A 15,392-nucleotide genomic window follows, 5' to 3' on the forward strand; every position below is an offset into this window, starting at 1 on the left:
CAGGGCTGGGCTCCGGGATCAAGTCCCGGAGGGGGCGGACGCTCAATCCGCCGCGTCGGGCGCCATGCGCGGCCGTTCGGACTCGGCCAGCTCCTCCTCCAGAGCCTTCGCGGCATCGCCGCGAGGCTTCGCCATCCAGGCGAGCAGGACGTAGACGGCCGGCGTCAGCAGCAGGGTGAAGACCGCCGCCAGGCCGAGACCGCCGAAGACCACCCAGCCGATGGCCCCGCGCGCCTCGGAGCCCGGGCCGGCGCCCAGAATCAGCGGCAGGCCGGCCAGCACCGTCGAGACCATGGTCATGCCGATGGCGCGGAAGCGGATGCGCGCGGCTTCGCGGGCGGCCTCGCGCACCGACGCGCCGCGGTCTCGCAACTGGTCGGCGAACTCCACCATCAGGATGCCGTTCTTGGCCATGACTCCGACCAGCAGCAGCACGCCGATCTGGCTGTAGATGTTGATCGTCGTGCCGGTCAGCCACAGCGCATAAACGGCGGCGCCGACGCCGAAGGGCACGGTCGCCATGACGATCAGCGCGCTGGTGAGGCTCTCGAACTGCGCCACCAACACCAGGAAGATGACCACCAGCGCGATGACGTAGGTGATCTGCACGTCGGAGGTCGTCTCCTCCAGCGTCGCCGCCTCGCCGAGGAACAGCAGGCCGATGTCGCCGGGCAGACGCTCGGCGGCCAGTTCGCGGATGCTGTCGACGGCCTCCCGCTGGGAGAGGGTCGGCGGCAGGTCGGAGCGGATCTCGATCGCGCGGCGCTGGCCGTGGCGGTCGAGTTCGGCGGCAACGCCCTCCTCGCGGAAGGTGACCAGCTGGGACAGCGGCGTCAGCCGGCCGTCGGCGGCGGGCACGTAGAGGTTCAGCAGGTCCGATGGATCGGTCACGACGCCGGTCTTCGATTCCAGGATGACCGGTATCGCACGGTCGTCCACGGTCAGCTCGGCCACCTCGTCGCCGTCGACCAGCGCACGCACGGTGGCGGCCAGATCCTCCATCGCCACGCCGAGATCGGCGGCGCGGCTGCGGTTGATGAGCACGCTGAGCTGCGGCTGGGTGGACTGGTACTCGATGCGGACATTGTCGAGTTGCGGGATCTCGCGCTGCACCGCCAGGGCGAATTCGTCGGCGACGGCAGCAATGCGCGGGTAATTGGCGCCGGTGAGCGCGAAGTTGATACCGCTTTCGGAGCCGCGCAGCCCCAGGCTGTTGCCGCGGCGGATGCCCACATTGGCGCCGGCGATGTCCTTCAGGGCCGGCGAGATGGCGGCTTCGATCTCGGCCTGTCCGACCTCGCGCGCTTCCCAGGGGATCAGCGCGGCATCGATCTGTCCGCGGTTGAGGTCATAGCTGCCGGTGACCGAAAAGACGTTGCGCACCACGCCACGCTCCACCCAGGGGCGGAACAGCGCCTCCACCTGCTCGACCTGGCGGTCGGTATAGTCGAGGCCGGTGCCGTCCGGACCCTGCAGGCGGACATTGACCTCGCCGCGGTCCTCGGCCGGCGCGAGTTCCTCGCCGAGCTGGCCGAAGACCAGCGCCGCCGAGCCGGCGATCAGGCCGAAGACCGTGACGGTCACCAGCGGCGCCGCCAGCGACGCCGTCAGCGCCTTGTCGTAGAGGGCGGCAAGTCCCGCGCCGGCCAGCGCCAGCGGCCCCCGCTGCGCGGGCGCCCGGCCCAGCCCCGGCAGGCGGGAAGCGATCATGGGACAGAGACTGAGCGCCACGAAGGAGGACAGGATCACCGTCACCGCGAGGACGAAGCCGAATTCGCTGAACAGCCGCCCCGCGGTCGACGGCAGGAAGGAGATCGGCACGAAGACGGACACCAGCACCGCCGTGGTGGCGATGACCGCGAAGAACACCTGGCGCGCGCCGAGGACGGCGGCCGCGCGGGCCTTCATTCCCTCCCGCCGGCGGCGCTGGATGTTCTCCAGCACGACGACGGAGTCGTCGACGACCAGGCCGGTCGCGATCACCAGCGCCAGCAGCGTGATCAGGTTGATCGAGAAACCCATCAGCCAGATGCCGGCCACGGCGCCGATCAGGGCGACGGGAATCGTCGTCATCGGGATCAGCGTCGCGCCCAGGCTGCGGATGAACAGCGCCACCACGGTGACGACGATGACGACCGCGAAGCCGAGGCTGATCAGCACCTCCTCGATCGCGCCCTCGATGAAGACGGCGTCGTCGGAGATGGTTTCGATGGTGAGGTCCGGGAAGCGCGCGTTCAGCGCGGCGACGACGCGCTTGACGTCGCGGGAGATGGCGACGGTGTTGGCGCGGGCCTGACGGATGACGCCGACATTGATGACCTCGCGGCCGTCAAGACGCACCACGGAAAGCGGCTCGGCCGGCGAGAAGAAGACCTCGGCGACGTCGCCCAGCCGCACCGGCCCGCGCAGCACCAGCGCCTCGAGGCCGGCGACATCGGAGACCGAGGCGTCGGCGCGGACGATGACGTCCTGATCGCCGGAGGAGAAGCTGCCGGCGGGAACGTCGAGCTGCGCGCTCTGCAGCACGCGGGAGACGTCGGCGATGGAGAGGCCGTGGCTGGCCAGCAGCAGCGGGTCGACGGCGACCCGCAGCACCTTCTCCCGCTCGCCGAACAGACTGAGGTCGGCAACGCCCTCGATGGAGGTGAAGGCCGGCGTGATCTCGTTCTCGATCACCTCGGTAAGCGCCTCCACCGGCAGGCTGTCGCTGGAGATGGCGAGATCGATGATCGGGCTGGCGTCGGCGTCGGCCTTGACCACGAACAGGTCCTCGACGCCCGCGGGGAGGCGGTTGACGACGCGGCTGACGGCCTCGCGGACGTCGTTGGCGGCGTCGACAAGGTCCACGTCGGGGCGGAACTCGATGCGGATGCGGAAATTGTCCTCTTCCGAAGAGGACCGGACATTGACGACACCGTTGACCCGGGCGACGGCGCTCTCCAGCACACTGGTCACCTCGGCGTCGATGGTCTCGGGCGAGCCGCCGGGGAAGTCGGCGCGCACGCTGACCACGGGGCGGTCGACGTTGGGCAGTTCGCGCACTTCGACACCCATCAGTGCCGCGACGCCGGCGATGATGATCAGCAGGTTCAGGACGATGGCCAGCAGCGGCCGCCGGACGCTCAGTCCCGCCAGTCCGCCCTGGCCGCTCACGTCCCTTCTCCCCCGGCCGATGCCGTCTGGCCCAGCAAGCGTACCGGCCGGCCGGGCCTGAGACGCTGCACGCCCTCGACGACCACCAGATCGCCCGGCGCGATGTCGCCTTCCAGCAGGGCGAGACCCTTCTCGCGGCCGATGAGCCGCACTTCGGCGCGCTCGGCGACGCCGTCCCTCACCCGCCAGACATAGGCGCCGCCGCGCTCCCACTGCAGGGCGAGCTGCGGCGCCGCGGCGCGGACCTCGCCGGGCAGGCTGGCGACGACCTCGAAGGACATGCCGGGGCGGAGCAGGTCCTCGGCATTGGGAATCTCCGCACGCACCGGCGCGGTGCGCGACAGCGGATCGATGCGGCTGTCGATCTCCACCACGGTGCCCTCGAAACTGCGGGCCGGCCAGGCCGGCGTCCGCGCCTCCACGATGCTGCCGATGGGCAGACGGGAGAGATATTCTTCGGGCACGTCGAACCGCACCCGGATCGAGGAGCGGTTGTCCAGGCTGGTGATCGGCGTCTGTTCGTCGATGCGGGACCCCGTGTCGACAAGCGGCAGGCCGGTGACGCCGGCGAAGGGCGCACGGACGGTGCGCTTCGACAATGCGGAGGCGGCCTGGTCGCGCTCGATCCGGGCCAGCGCCGCAGCGGTTTCCGAATCTTCCAGGGTCACGCCCGCGGCGGAGCCCCGGTCCCGGAGCTGGCGCAGACGCTCGACATTGCGCTCCGCGTCCCTCAGCCGGACCTCGGCGAGTTCCAGCGCGAGCTGTTCCTGACGGTCGTCGAGACGCACCAGCGGATCGCCATCCCCGACGACGGTGCCGGCGTCGAACAGGATCCGTTCGACCTGGCCGGGAACCTGGGCGCGGACAGTGACCGAGCGCACGGCGCCGCCGGTCCCCACGGCCCGGACGCGCACGTCGTCCGGACGGCCGGTGACCGCGGCGACGATGACGGGAATACCCGGCTCCGCCCCGGTCTGCGCCTGGACGGGCTTCGTGTGGTCGAAACCGAGATAGGCGAGGGCGGCCTCGCGCTCCTTGACCACCCATATCGCAGCGGCGACGAGCGCCAGCGAAACACCGGCCTGCAACAGCAGCGCTACTCTTCTATTCAACTGCCGGACCTCGAACGGTCGTTCATGGCCGTCCTATATCACAATTCGCATGATCTACCGACAGGTACGCGGGCAGACCGGCAGCGGATCGCCGGGCGCGGCGCCTCAGTGGAAGAGGGGCTCGCGCTCCTCCCTGCAGTCCAGAAGGGCGGCGACGGTGCGCTCCACCATCTGCCAGATGGCGGCGAGATCGGAGCGGCCTTCGAGCTCCATCTCGGCGGTGCGCGCCTGCGCCAGACCCGGCGCGTCGTCGCCATGACAGTCGACCAGATGGTTCGCGGCCCAGATGACGGAGTTGCTGGACAGGCGGGCGGTGCGGGTCATGATCGTCTCCCTGTTCGGTCGTTGCGGCGGACAACGCAATGGATGCGCCAGCTTCGGAAGACATGATTTCAATGACTTGCGCTGGCCCGCATCGCGTCGGCGGCAGGAATTGCCCGGCAGGCCGCGCCGCGCCATGATGCGCGGGCGGGGAGGGCGGCATGATCGAGACCACGGAAATCAGGGCGGGCGGCTTCGGCTACACTGCCGATGTCGACGGGCCGGCGGACGGCGAGCGGGTGATCTTCCTGCACGGCTTTCCGAACTCCCGCCACAGCTGGCGCGCGCAGATCGCGGCCGTCGCCGGGGCCGGCTTCCGCGCCATCGCACCGGACCAGCGCGGCTATTCCGCCGGGGCGCGTCCGCAGGGCGTCGACAGCTATCACGTTGACCTGATCGTCGGCGACGTCATCGCCCTCGCCGACGCCACGGGCGCGGACCGCTTCCACCTGGTGGGCCACGACTGGGGCGGCCAGATCGCCTGGCTGACGGCGATCGCGCATCCGGAACGCCTGAAGACGCTGACGGTGCTGTCGCGGCCGCATCCGGCGGCCTTCGCGCGCGCCTTCAAGGCCGACGCCGGACAGGCCTCGCGCTCGCGCCACCACAAGGCGTTCCAGGATCCGGAGATGGCGGACCGTCTGCTGGCCGACGACGCGAAGGCGCTGCGCAACACCCTGATCTTCGAGAACGCCCGGGGGCTGTTCGGCCAGGACGATGGCGGCGGCCCGCCGGCGAAGCGCCGCATGTCCGACGAGACGGCGGCCGCGCACCTTTCGGTGCTGGGCGAACGGGCCGCGCTGGACGCGGCGCTCAACTGGTACCGCGCGGCCTTCGGCGGCGGCTCCACGCTCGCCGTGGCGGATGCGCCGAAGGTCACCGTGCCGACGCTCTACATCTGGGGCAACGAGGACATGAGCGTCGGCCGCATGGCCGCCGAGGGCACTGGCGGATTCGTCGACGCCCCCTACGCATTCCACGAGATTCCGGGCGCGGGCCACTTCCTGGCCGAGGAAGTTCCGGCCAAGGTCAACGCCGCGCTGCTCCGCCATATCGGCGGCTGAGACGACAGAAGAGGAGAGTACGATGGCCCGGTTCGACCACGCCGACGAGGCGGCCACCTGGCTGGACGAGGCCCATCGGGCGGGACGGCGCTACGAGCCCCTGCCCGACCGCTTCCGGCCCGCAGACCTCGCCGGCGCCTATGACATCCAGCGCGCCTTCGTCGCCCGTCTGGAGAAGCGGGGCCGGGCCATGCACGGCTGGAAGATCGCGCTGACGGCGGAGACCATGCAGCAGATGGTCGGCATCGACCGCGCCGTCGGCGGCCGCATCGCCGCGCCGGCCATCCTTGAGAGCCCGGCCGAGATCAGCGCCGCAGATCATGGCCGGGTCTGCATCGAATGCGAGGTCGCCCTGCGCCTTGGCCGCGATCTGGCCCCCGGCGGCGCGCCGTTCGCCGAAGCGGCGATCATCCAGGCCGTCGACGCCTGCGCCGCGACCTTCGAGATCGCCGACGACCGCAACGCCGACTACGGGACGCTCGACGCCTTCAGCCTGATCGCCGACAACGCCTGGAACGGCGGCATGGTGCTGGGAGAGGTTCACCCGCCCGCCGCGCCGGCGGACCTGGCCGCGGCCACCGCTGTGCTGGAAGAGGATGGCGTCGAGGCCGGGCGCGGCGAGGGCCGCGACGCCATGGGCCACCCCTATGCCGGCCTGCGCTTTCTGGCCGACGAGATGACCGCACGCGGCGAGACCTTGCGCGCGGGCGACTGGATCCTGACCGGCACCGTGATCCGCACCCGCTTTCCGGCCGTAGGCCAGACGCTGATCTACCGCCACAGCCTGCTGGGGGAGGTGCGCGCCCGGATCGTCTGACCGCCGGAGGCCCGAACTGTCCGAGAAGCCCATCCTCCACTGGTTCCGCCGCGACCTGCGCCTCGACGACAATCCCGGCCTCGACGCCGCGGCCCGCTCAGGCCGGCCGGTCATCGCGCTTTTCATCCTGGATGACGAGAGCCCGGGCCCGTGGCGCATGGGCGGCGCCTCGCGCTGGTGGCTGCACCATTCCCTCGAAGCGCTGGCGACGGAGATGCACAGGCGCAACAACCGCCTGATCCTGCGCCGGGGCCGCGCAGACGACGCCATGGACGCGGTGATCGAGGAGACCGGCGCCGACGCGGTCACGTGGAACCGGCTCTACGACCCCTGGGCGGTCGCTCGCGACCGGCGGATCAAGACCGCGCTGAAGGACCGCGGTCTCGACGTCCGCAGCTTTCCCGGCAATCTCGCCTTCGAGCCCTGGACCATCGCGGCCGGCGCGGGCGAGCCCTACAAGGTCTTCACGCCCTTCCTGAAGGCCTGCCTCGCCGCCGGGCCGCCGGCCGAGCCCCTGCCGCCGCCGGAGCGCATCGCCGTTCCCGGCCGCTGGCCGGCCAGCGACGAACTCGCCGACTGGGGTCTGACGCCCGCGAAGCCCGACTGGGCAGGCGGGTTGCGAGAGGCATGGACGCCCGGCGAGGCCGGCGCCAGGGCCCGTTTCGAGACCTTCCTGGACGAGAAGCTGGACGACTATGCGGCGGGGCGGGATGCGCCGGCGCGCGATGTCACCTCCCGTCTTTCACCGCACCTCCATTTCGGCGAGATCTCGGTCCGCCGGATCTGGCGCGCGCTGGACCACCGGGAGCGATCGGGCGTGCCGGGTGCGGCGAAGTTCCGCGCCGAGGTCATCTGGCGGGAGTTCAGCCACCACCTGCTCTGGCACTGGCCCGACCTGCCGGAAGCGAACTGGCGGGCGCGTTTCGACGGTTTCCCCTGGGCCGATGACCCGGAAGCACTCGCAGCCTGGCAGGCAGGCCGCACAGGCTATCCGCTTGTCGACGCCGGCATGCGGGAGCTCTGGGCCACCGGCTACATGCACAACCGGGTGCGCATGGTCGCCGCCAGCTTCCTGATCAAGGACCTGCTGATCGACTGGCGCGAAGGGGAGAAGTGGTTCTGGGACACGCTCTGCGACGCCGATCTCGCCAACAACGCCGCGGGCTGGCAGTGGGTGGCGGGCTCCGGCGCCGACGCCGCGCCCTATTTCCGCATCTTCAACCCCGCGAAGCAGTCCGAGGACCACGACCCGGACGGCGACTACATCCGCCGCTGGGTGCCGGAGCTCGGGGCGCTGCCGGCGAAGCACATTCACGCGCCCTGGAAGGCGCCGGCGGAGGTTCTCGACGCCGCGGGCGTCCGTCTCGGCGAGACCTATCCCCGCCCCATCGTCGATCACGGCCAGGCGCGGGGACGCGCCCTCGAAGCGTATCAGCAGGTGAAGGCCAGCTGACCGGTTCGCGGGCGTCCGTCCACTCTTTGTGGCGGCGGCGGGAAGCCGGAGCTTTACCGACGCTGTGGATCGCCCTAAATACCCGCCATTGGGCGAGGAACAGGAATTCCACGGAAAAATCATGGGTATCAAGAACGGCTTTGTCGGCACCATTGGAAACACGCCGCTGATCCGCCTGCGCAAGGCGTCGGAGGAAACCGGCTGCGAGATCCTCGGCAAGGCCGAGTTCCTCAATCCCGGCGGGTCGGTGAAGGACCGCGCGGCGCTGGCCATCATCACCGACGCCGAGCGCCGGGGACTGCTGAAGCCCGGCGGCACCATCGTCGAGGGCACGGCGGGCAATACCGGCATCGGCCTGTCGCTGGTCGCCGCGGCGCGCGGCTATCGCTGCGTCATCGTCATCCCCGAGACCCAGAGCGACGAGAAGAAGCAGATGCTGCGCATCTGCGGCGCCGACCTGCGCGAGGTGCCGGCCGTCCCCTACAGGGACCCGAACAACTACGTGAAATATTCCGGCCGCCTGGCCGAGGAACTGGCTGCGGAGAATCCGGAAGGCGCGATCTGGGCCAACCAGTTCGACAATGTCGCCAACCGCCAGGGCCATTACGAGACCACCGGTCCGGAGATCTTCGATCAGACGGACGGCAGGGTCGACGGCTTCGTCTGCGCCGTCGGCTCCGGCGGCACGCTGGCCGGCGTCGCCCAGGCGCTGAGGGAGCGGAAGAAGGGCGTGAAGATCGGCCTGGCCGACCCGCACGGCGCGGCGCTCTGGCACTACTACGCCCATGGCGAACTGAAGGCCGAGGGCAGCTCGATCTCCGAAGGCATCGGCCAGGGCCGGATCACGGCCAACCTGGAGGGGCTGGATGTCGACCTGCCCTACCGCATATCCGACACGGAGATGATGGAAACGGTCTTCGACCTGGCGCAGGACGAGGGGCTGATCCTGGGCGGGTCCAGCGGGATGAACGTCGCCGGCGCGGTCCGCATGGCGAAGGACATGGGCCCGGGCCACACCATCGTCACCGTGCTCTGCGACGGCGGCGAGCGCTATTTCAGCCGCCTCTACAATCCCGCCTTCCTCGAGAGTAAGGGCTTGCCCACGCCGCCCTGGTTGGCCTAATCGATCTCCCCAGAGGCAGCAGCCGATCCGGGGAGGCCGACATGACCGAACTGCTCTTCCGCGACGACGCCTATCTGAAGTCGTGCGAGGCGACCGTGGTGGCGGTCAACGACCGCGGCGGCATCGTCCTCGACCGCACCGTCTTCTATCCCACCGGCGGCGGCCAGCCCGGCGACAGCGGCGTGCTGCGTCTGGCCGATGGCGGCGAGGTCCGCATCGCGACCGCGGTGAAGGGCGAGGGCGCGGACGAGATCGTCCACGTGCCCGCCGAGGGCGAGACCGCGCCCGGACCCGGTGAGACGGTCACCGCCGAGATCGACTGGCAGCGGCGCTACGCCCACATGCGCATGCATTCCTGCCTGCACCTGCTGTCGGCCGTGCTGCCCTTCCCCGTCACCGGCGGCCAGGTCGGCGCTGAGAAGTCGCGCCTGGACTTCGACATCCCCGAAGCGACCCTCGACAAGGACGAGATCACGCAGAAGCTGAACGACCTGGTCCGGGCCGACGACGCGGTGGGCTTCCGCTGGATCACCGACGCCGAGCTGGAAGCGACGCCCGAACTGGTCAAGACCATGTCGGTGAAGCCGCCGACCGGCGCGGGCCATGTCCGCCTGATCGAGATCGAGGGCCGCGACCTGCAGCCCTGCGGCGGGACCCATGTCCGCCGGACCGGCGAGATCGGCCCCGTCGAGGTCCGCAAGATCGAGAAGAAGGGCCGCCAGAACCGCCGCGTCAGCATCCAGTTCGCCGAATAGGGAAGTCCAGATGTCCTACGCCAATCCGCAATCCCTGGTCTCGACCGAGTGGCTCGCCCGGCACATGAACGCGCCGGATGTCCGCGTGGTCGACGCTTCCTGGTACATGCCCCAGCTCGGCCGCGATCCGAAGGCGGAGTTCCGCGCCGAGCATATTCCGGGCGCCGTCCATTTCGACATCGACGATATCGCCGACACCGACAGCGACCTGCCGCACATGCTGCCGAGCCCGGAGAAGTTCTCCTCGCGCTGCCGCAGGCTGGGCCTGGGCGACGGCGTCCGCATCGTGGTCTATGACGGCGGCGGCTGCACCGCGGCGGCCCGCGCCTGGTGGATGTTCCGCGTCTTCGGCCATGACGACGTCTCGGTGCTCGACGGCGGCCTGCCCAAGTGGAAGGCAGAGGGCCGCCCGCTCGACAACCTGCCCGACGTGCCACGCGAACGGCATCTCTCGGCGCGTTTCAACAGCTTCCTGGTCCGCGACCTGGAGCAGATGAAGGCGAACGTGAACCGCAACCGCGAGCAGGTGGTGGACGCCCGCGCCGAAGGCCGCTTCAGGGGTACGGAGCCGGAGCCCCGCGAGGGCCTGCGGTCGGGCCACATCCCCCACAGCCTGAACCTCCCCTATCAGCGCCTGTTCCGCGAGGACGGCACCTTCAAGGAGGGGCCGGAACTGCGCCAGGCCTTCGAGGACGCCGGCGTCGACCTGAAGAAACCGGTGGTCACCACCTGCGGCTCCGGGGTGACCGCCTGCGTGCTGGCGCTCGGCCTGCATCTGACGGGCCACCGCCAGACGGCGGTCTATGACGGTTCCTGGACCGAATGGGGCGGGCGCGAGGACACGCCCGTGTCGCGATGAGCGGGGCGGATCGATCCGGCATCCCGGTCACCATCACCTTCCTGGAGATGGACACGCCGCCCGTGCGGCCCGCACCGCCGAAGCCGCTGGTCCCGCATGCCGTGATGCGCGCCGAACGGCCGACCGTCCACTTCTACCGCTATCTCTACAACACCGTCGGCGCGGCCTGGACCTGGACCGAGCGGCGCTGGCTCTCCGACGAGAGCCTCGCCGCCATCGTCCAGGACGAGGCGGTCGATATCATGGTGCTCTACGTGCGCGGCGTGCCGGCGGGCTTTGCCGAGCTGGATTTCCGCGAGCTCCCGGCGCGCGCCGACCTCGCCTATTTCGGGCTGATGCCGGAATTCATCGGCCAGAAGCTGGGGCCGTGGTTCCTGCACTGGGCGGTGAGCGAGCTGTGGTCGCGCGAACCCGACCGGGTCACGGTCAACACCTGCACCGCCGACCATCCCTCGGCCCTGCCCATGTACCAGCGGATCGGCTTCACGCCCTATGAGCGCCGCGAGGCGACGCTGATGCCCATGCCGGCGGCGTAGGGCACGCGCCTACTCCTCCGCCAGCTCGGCCCAGTCGATGGTGGCCTCGGGATCGTTCGGATCGAAGCCGAGCAGGTCCAGCCCTTCCAGGAACGCCTTCGGCGGATCGGCGGTGACATCCAGCTTCCGCCCGTCCGGCCGCGCCAGCACGATGCGCCGCGCATGCAGGTGCAGCGTCGGCGCAAAGCCGCCTGGATGCGCCTTCTCGCCGCCATACTTGCCGTCGCCGATGACGGGGCAGCCGATGGCTGCCGCGTGGACGCGGAGCTGGTGGGTGCGGCCGGTGACCGGACGCATGGCCAGCCAGGCCGCCCGCGTGCCGGCTTCGTCGATCACCGTGAAGTGGGAAATGGCCCTCTGGCCGCCCTCGGGCACCGGCTCGACGCGCTCGCCCCTCGGCCCGCCTTCCTTGGAAAGGCGCAGGTCGATCTCGCCCCGGCGGGGGCGCGGCACGCCCACCGTGATCGCCCAGTAGGTCTTCTCCGTGTCGCGGTCGCGGAAGGCGCGGGTCAGCCATTGCGCCGCCTGACGGGTCCGCGCCAGCACCAGAACGCCGGAGGTGTCCTTGTCGAGACGGTGGACCAGCCGCGGCGGCTCCCCGGCGTCGAACTGCAGCGCCGGCAGCATGGCGTCGACATGACGGCCGACGCGCGTGCCGCCCTGCACCGCCAGCCCGGCAGGCTTGTTCAGGACGATCACCTCCGGGTCGCGGTAGATCACCATCGCCATGACCGCCTTGCGGTCGGCTTCGCTGACGCCGCCATCGCGGTCCTTCGGCGCCGACGGCGGCGCATCGCCCAGCGGCGGCACGCGCACGGTCTGGCCCGAGGCGACGCGCTGGTCGGCCTTCACCCGTCCGCCGTCGAGACGGATCTCGCCCTTGCGCAGCATCTTCTGCAGCCGGCCCTGGGTCACTTCGGGGAAGCGGGCGCGGAACCATCGGTCGAGGCGCATGCCGTCCTCGTCGCGTTTCACCCGCTCCTGGCGAACACCGCTCATGGCGCGACCATGCGCGCGAGCGAGACGCCGGCGAACAGCGCCCCGATCGACAGCACCACCGAAGCGCCGACGTAGAGCGCGGCCAGTCCCATCGCGCCCCGCTCGTAGAGGCTCACCGCATCCAGCGAGAAGGTCGAGAAGGTGGTCAGTGCGCCGAGGCAGCCGATCAGCAGGAAGCTTTTCAGTTCCGGCGAGGCGCCGCGCGCCACCAGCAGGTGCACGAGAAAACCCATCAGCAGGCTGCCTGCGACATTGACGGTCAGCGTGCCCAGCGGGAACCCCGCGCCGAAATGGCGCAGCATCAGCGCCTGCACGCCATAGCGGCCGAGCGCGCCGAGCGCGCCGCCGAGCGCCACCGCGATCACCGCGTTCATTGGCGAGCCTCCCGAGACGTATCACCCATCACCGTCCTCCCGCGTCTTCTCGCGCCGCAGGCGGTCCCAGTAGGCGAGGCGCTTGGCGATCTCGCGTTCGAAGCCCCGTTCGACGGGGTTGTAGAACCGTTCCCGCGTCATCCCGTCGGGAAAGTAGTTGCGGCCCGAGAAGCCCTCCGACGTGTCATGGTCATAGGCGTAGCCATCGCCATAGCCGAGCTGTTTCATCATCTTCGTCGGCGCATTGAGAATGTGCATGGGCGGATTCAGCGAGCCGGTCGTCCGGGCCGAGCGCGAGGCCGCACCGAAGGCCTTGTAGGCGGCGTTCGACTTGGGCGCGGTGGCGAGATAGATCGCCGCCTGCGCCAGCGCCAGCTCGCCCTCGGGCGAACCCAGGAAATCGTAGGCGTCCTTGGCGGCGAGGGTCTGGTGCAGCGCTTCCGGGTCGGCCAGGCCCACATCCTCGGAGGCGAAGCGCACCAGCCGCCGCGCGATATAGAGCGGATCCTCCCCGCCGGCCAGCATGCGCGCCATCCAGTAGAGCGCGGCGTCGGCGTCCGAGCCCCTGAGCGACTTGTGCAGCGCGCTGATCAGGTTGTAGTGGCTCTCCTGCGCCTTGTCGTAGAGCGGCGCGCGGCGCTGCAGCGACTCCGCCAGCCCCGCCGGGTCGAGCGGCTCGTCCGGCGCGATGCGGTAGAGCTCCTCCGCCAGGTTGAGCAGGTAGCGTCCGTCGCCGTCGGCCATCGCCTTCAGCGCCAGACGCCCGTCCCCGGTGACCGGCAGGGGCTTTCCCTCTACCGCCTCCGCACGGTCCAGCAGCCGTTCCAGCGAGACGTCGTCATGACGGCGCAGCACCAGCACCTGACAGCGCGAGAGCAGGGCGGGATTGAGTTCGAAGGACGGGTTCTCGGTCGTCGCCCCGATCAGCACGATGGTGCCGTCCTCCACCACCGGCAGGAAGCCGTCCTGCTGGGCGCGGTTGAAGCGGTGGATCTCGTCGACGAAGAGCAGCGTGCCGCGGCCGTCGCGGCGGCGCTGGCGCGCTTCCTCGAAGGCCTTGCGCAGGTCGGCGACGCCGGAGAAGACCGCCGAGAGCTGCACGAACTCGAGGTCCACGGAACGCGCCAGGAGCCGCGCGATGGTGGTCTTGCCGGTCCCCGGCGGACCCCAGAGCACGATCGAGCCCAGCCTGCCCTGGGCCGCCATGCGCCCGATCGGTCCTTCCGGGCCGGTCAGATGCTCCTGACCCACGACGTCGGCGAGAGTCTCGGGGCGGAGCCGGTCGGCCAGCGGCCGGGTGCCCCCATCGCCCACCCCCGCCGCCTCGAACAGGCTTTCCGCCATCAGCCCCGCCTGGCCCGGAGGACGTAATCGCTGCCATCGCGGCGGAGACGGATGGCCCAGCGTTCGCGCACCGCGAGCAGCAGCGGTTCGACCTCCCGGACCAGCGAGACCCGCCGGCCGTTCACGTCGACGATGACGTCGCCGGGCCGGACGCCGAGCCGCGCGGCCTGGGAGCCGCGCCGGACGCGAAGCACGACCACGCCGCGGTCCGGGCCGGCGAAGCCGATCTCCTCGATCAGGGCCGGCGAAAGGTTGGCGAGTTCGGCGCCCTGCAGGGGATGCGCTTCCTCAAGCAGCGTGACGTTGCGCGGCGGCACCTCCGGCGCCCGCTGCAGCGGCAGTTGCACGTCCAGTGCGCTGCCGCGGCGCCAGACGTCCAGATCGACGACGTCGCCCACCGACCGGGTGGCGAGGCGGAACTGGAAATCGGCCGGGTTCGCCACCGGCCGGCCGTCGAAGGCGAGGATGACGTCGCCGGTCTGCAGCCCGGCGCGTTCGGCGGGACCGCCGGGATAGATGTCGGCCACCAGAACGCCGCCAGGGCGCGCGCGCCCCAACCCTTCGGCGATGTCGGCGGTCAGCTCCTGGCCGCTCATGCCGATCCAGGGCCGGACGATCCCCCGGCCCGAGCGCGCGCCCTCGACCACGGCGCGCACCAGGGCGGCGGGAATGGCGAAGCCGATGCCGTGGCTGCCGCCCGAGCGGGAGAAGATCGCCGTGTTGATGCCGGCCAGCCGGCCGTCGAGGGTCACCAGCGCGCCGCCGGAATTGCCGGGATTGATCGCTGCATCGGTCTGGATGAAGTTCTGCGGCCCACCGGCGCCGGTCACGCGGCTGCGCCCCAGGCCCGAGACAATGCCGCTGGTCACCGTCTGGCCCACGCCGAAGGGGTTGCCGATCGCCAGCACGATGTCGCCCACCTTCAGCGTGTCGGAGTCCCGGAAGGCCAGCACCGGCAGATCCAGATCCTCGCGCTCCAGGCGCAGTACGGCCAGGTCGGATTCCTTGTCGGTGAGCACGATCTCGGCGGCGAACTCCCGCCGGTCGTGCAGCACCACGGTGATGTCGTCGGCGTCCTCGATGACATGCGCGTTGGTGACGATCAGACCCGAGGGATCGACGATCACCCCGGAGCCCAGTGAGGGCACCTCCTGCTCGCGCGCGCCGCCGCCGAAGGCGTCGCCGAAGAAACGGCGGAAGAACGGGTCGTCAAGCAGGGGGTTGGCGCGCCGGCGCACCATGCGCTTGGCGTAGATGTTGACCACCGCGGGCGCCGTCTTCTCCACCACCGGCGCGAAGGAAAGCATCATCTCCGTGCGGTCGCCGGGCGCCCGCCGCGCCTCCTCGGCGCCCGCCGAAAGCACCGGGGCCAGAAGCAGGATCAGTATCGTCGCCAGTCGCAGCATGCGTCCTCCCCGATACGCAGAAGGGGGCAGACCGTGGCCGGTCCGCCCCCCTCCGTCACGTCTCGTCCGGATGCCG

At 70.5% G+C, this 15,392-nt stretch carries 14 protein-coding genes; 7 read left to right on the top strand and 7 right to left on the bottom strand.

The features are described 5' to 3' along the window. Positions 1-42: 42 nt before the first annotated feature. The 3 genes from TEF_21630 to TEF_21640 all read right to left on the bottom strand — a co-directional run bounded on the left by TEF_21630 (position 43) and on the right by TEF_21640 (position 4,589). Positions 43-3,153 carry a multidrug transporter AcrB gene (locus tag TEF_21630; GenBank protein ANK83107.1) on the bottom strand — a complete coding sequence of 1,037 codons (3,111 nt, stop codon included), beginning with the start codon at positions 3,151-3,153 and terminating at the stop codon, positions 43-45. Further along, complete coding sequence (locus TEF_21635) at positions 3,150-4,202, bottom strand: hypothetical protein (GenBank protein ID ANK83664.1); 1,053 nt, start codon at positions 4,200-4,202, stop codon at positions 3,150-3,152. The genes TEF_21630 and TEF_21635 overlap by 4 nt, the downstream gene beginning before the upstream one ends. A gap of 168 nt (positions 4,203-4,370) precedes the next feature. Continuing rightward, positions 4,371-4,589: a hypothetical protein gene (locus tag TEF_21640; GenBank protein ID ANK83108.1), complete on the bottom strand. Its 219-nt coding sequence runs from the start codon at positions 4,587-4,589 to the stop codon at positions 4,371-4,373. 158 nt (positions 4,590-4,747) lie between these two features. Between TEF_21640 and TEF_21645 the strand changes: the two genes are divergently transcribed. The 7 genes from TEF_21645 to TEF_21675 all read left to right on the top strand — a co-directional run bounded on the left by TEF_21645 (position 4,748) and on the right by TEF_21675 (position 11,193). Beyond that, on the top strand, positions 4,748-5,650 hold the full coding sequence (locus TEF_21645) for a hypothetical protein (protein ID ANK83109.1): 903 nt from the start codon (positions 4,748-4,750) through the stop codon (positions 5,648-5,650). Between the two features lie 22 nt (positions 5,651-5,672). Further along, positions 5,673-6,467, top strand: coding sequence for a hypothetical protein (locus TEF_21650; protein ID ANK83110.1), 795 nt, complete (start codon positions 5,673-5,675; stop codon positions 6,465-6,467). Between the two features lie 16 nt (positions 6,468-6,483). After that, positions 6,484-7,920 carry a deoxyribodipyrimidine photolyase gene (locus TEF_21655; protein ANK83111.1) on the top strand — a complete coding sequence of 479 codons (1,437 nt, stop codon included), beginning with the start codon at positions 6,484-6,486 and terminating at the stop codon, positions 7,918-7,920. A gap of 121 nt (positions 7,921-8,041) precedes the next feature. After that, entirely contained in the window at positions 8,042-9,043 is a 1,002-nt protein-coding gene (locus TEF_21660; protein ID ANK83665.1) for a cysteine synthase A, read from the top strand. Positions 9,044-9,084: 41 nt separating this feature from the next. After that, positions 9,085-9,798, top strand: coding sequence for an Ala-tRNA(Pro) hydrolase (locus TEF_21665; protein ID ANK83112.1), 714 nt, complete (start codon positions 9,085-9,087; stop codon positions 9,796-9,798). Positions 9,799-9,808: 10 nt separating this feature from the next. Then, positions 9,809-10,657: a 3-mercaptopyruvate sulfurtransferase gene (gene sseA, locus TEF_21670; protein ANK83113.1), complete on the top strand. Its 849-nt coding sequence runs from the start codon at positions 9,809-9,811 to the stop codon at positions 10,655-10,657. Then, positions 10,654-11,193, top strand: a complete 540-nt coding sequence (locus TEF_21675) for a hypothetical protein (GenBank protein ID ANK83114.1) — start codon at positions 10,654-10,656, stop codon at positions 11,191-11,193. The genes sseA and TEF_21675 overlap by 4 nt, the downstream gene beginning before the upstream one ends. Before the next feature lie 9 nt (positions 11,194-11,202). On the opposite strand, the gene TEF_21680 is transcribed toward TEF_21675, so the two are convergent. From TEF_21680 to TEF_21695, 4 genes are read right to left on the bottom strand one after another with little or no spacing between them, the layout of a single operon-like run. After that, entirely contained in the window at positions 11,203-12,192 is a 990-nt protein-coding gene (locus tag TEF_21680) for an RNA pseudouridine synthase (protein ANK83115.1), read from the bottom strand. Next, on the bottom strand, positions 12,189-12,566 hold the full coding sequence (locus TEF_21685; GenBank protein ID ANK83116.1) for a hypothetical protein: 378 nt from the start codon (positions 12,564-12,566) through the stop codon (positions 12,189-12,191). The genes TEF_21680 and TEF_21685 overlap by 4 nt, the downstream gene beginning before the upstream one ends. Positions 12,567-12,587: 21 nt before the next feature. Then, complete coding sequence (locus TEF_21690; protein ANK83117.1) at positions 12,588-13,910, bottom strand: AAA family ATPase; 1,323 nt, start codon at positions 13,908-13,910, stop codon at positions 12,588-12,590. Further along, complete coding sequence (locus TEF_21695; GenBank protein ANK83118.1) at positions 13,910-15,316, bottom strand: serine protease; 1,407 nt, start codon at positions 15,314-15,316, stop codon at positions 13,910-13,912. Before TEF_21695 ends, TEF_21690 begins: the two co-directional genes overlap by 1 nt. Positions 15,317-15,392: the final 76 nt, after the last annotated feature.

The sequence above is a fragment of the Rhizobiales bacterium NRL2 genome, from assembly GCA_001664005.1.
Classification (GTDB): domain Bacteria; phylum Pseudomonadota; class Alphaproteobacteria; order Minwuiales; family Minwuiaceae; genus Minwuia.

Excerpts from the sequence above, each read along its gene's own strand:
- TEF_21640 (ANK83108.1), bottom strand. The coding sequence starts at position 4,589 with ATGACCCGCACCGCCCGCCTGTCCAGCAACTCCGTCATCTGGGCCGCG.
- TEF_21645 (ANK83109.1), top strand. The coding sequence starts at position 4,748 with ATGATCGAGACCACGGAAATCAGGGCGGGCGGCTTCGGCTACACTGCC.
- TEF_21650 (ANK83110.1), top strand. The coding sequence starts at position 5,673 with ATGGCCCGGTTCGACCACGCCGACGAGGCGGCCACCTGGCTGGACGAG.
- TEF_21660 (ANK83665.1), top strand. The coding sequence starts at position 8,042 with ATGGGTATCAAGAACGGCTTTGTCGGCACCATTGGAAACACGCCGCTG.
- TEF_21665 (ANK83112.1), top strand. The coding sequence starts at position 9,085 with ATGACCGAACTGCTCTTCCGCGACGACGCCTATCTGAAGTCGTGCGAG.
- sseA (ANK83113.1), top strand. The coding sequence starts at position 9,809 with ATGTCCTACGCCAATCCGCAATCCCTGGTCTCGACCGAGTGGCTCGCC.
- TEF_21675 (ANK83114.1), top strand. The coding sequence starts at position 10,654 with ATGAGCGGGGCGGATCGATCCGGCATCCCGGTCACCATCACCTTCCTG.
- TEF_21680 (ANK83115.1), bottom strand. The coding sequence starts at position 12,192 with ATGAGCGGTGTTCGCCAGGAGCGGGTGAAACGCGACGAGGACGGCATG.
- TEF_21685 (ANK83116.1), bottom strand. The coding sequence starts at position 12,566 with ATGAACGCGGTGATCGCGGTGGCGCTCGGCGGCGCGCTCGGCGCGCTC.
- TEF_21690 (ANK83117.1), bottom strand. The coding sequence starts at position 13,910 with ATGGCGGAAAGCCTGTTCGAGGCGGCGGGGGTGGGCGATGGGGGCACC.
- TEF_21695 (ANK83118.1), bottom strand. The coding sequence starts at position 15,316 with ATGCTGCGACTGGCGACGATACTGATCCTGCTTCTGGCCCCGGTGCTT.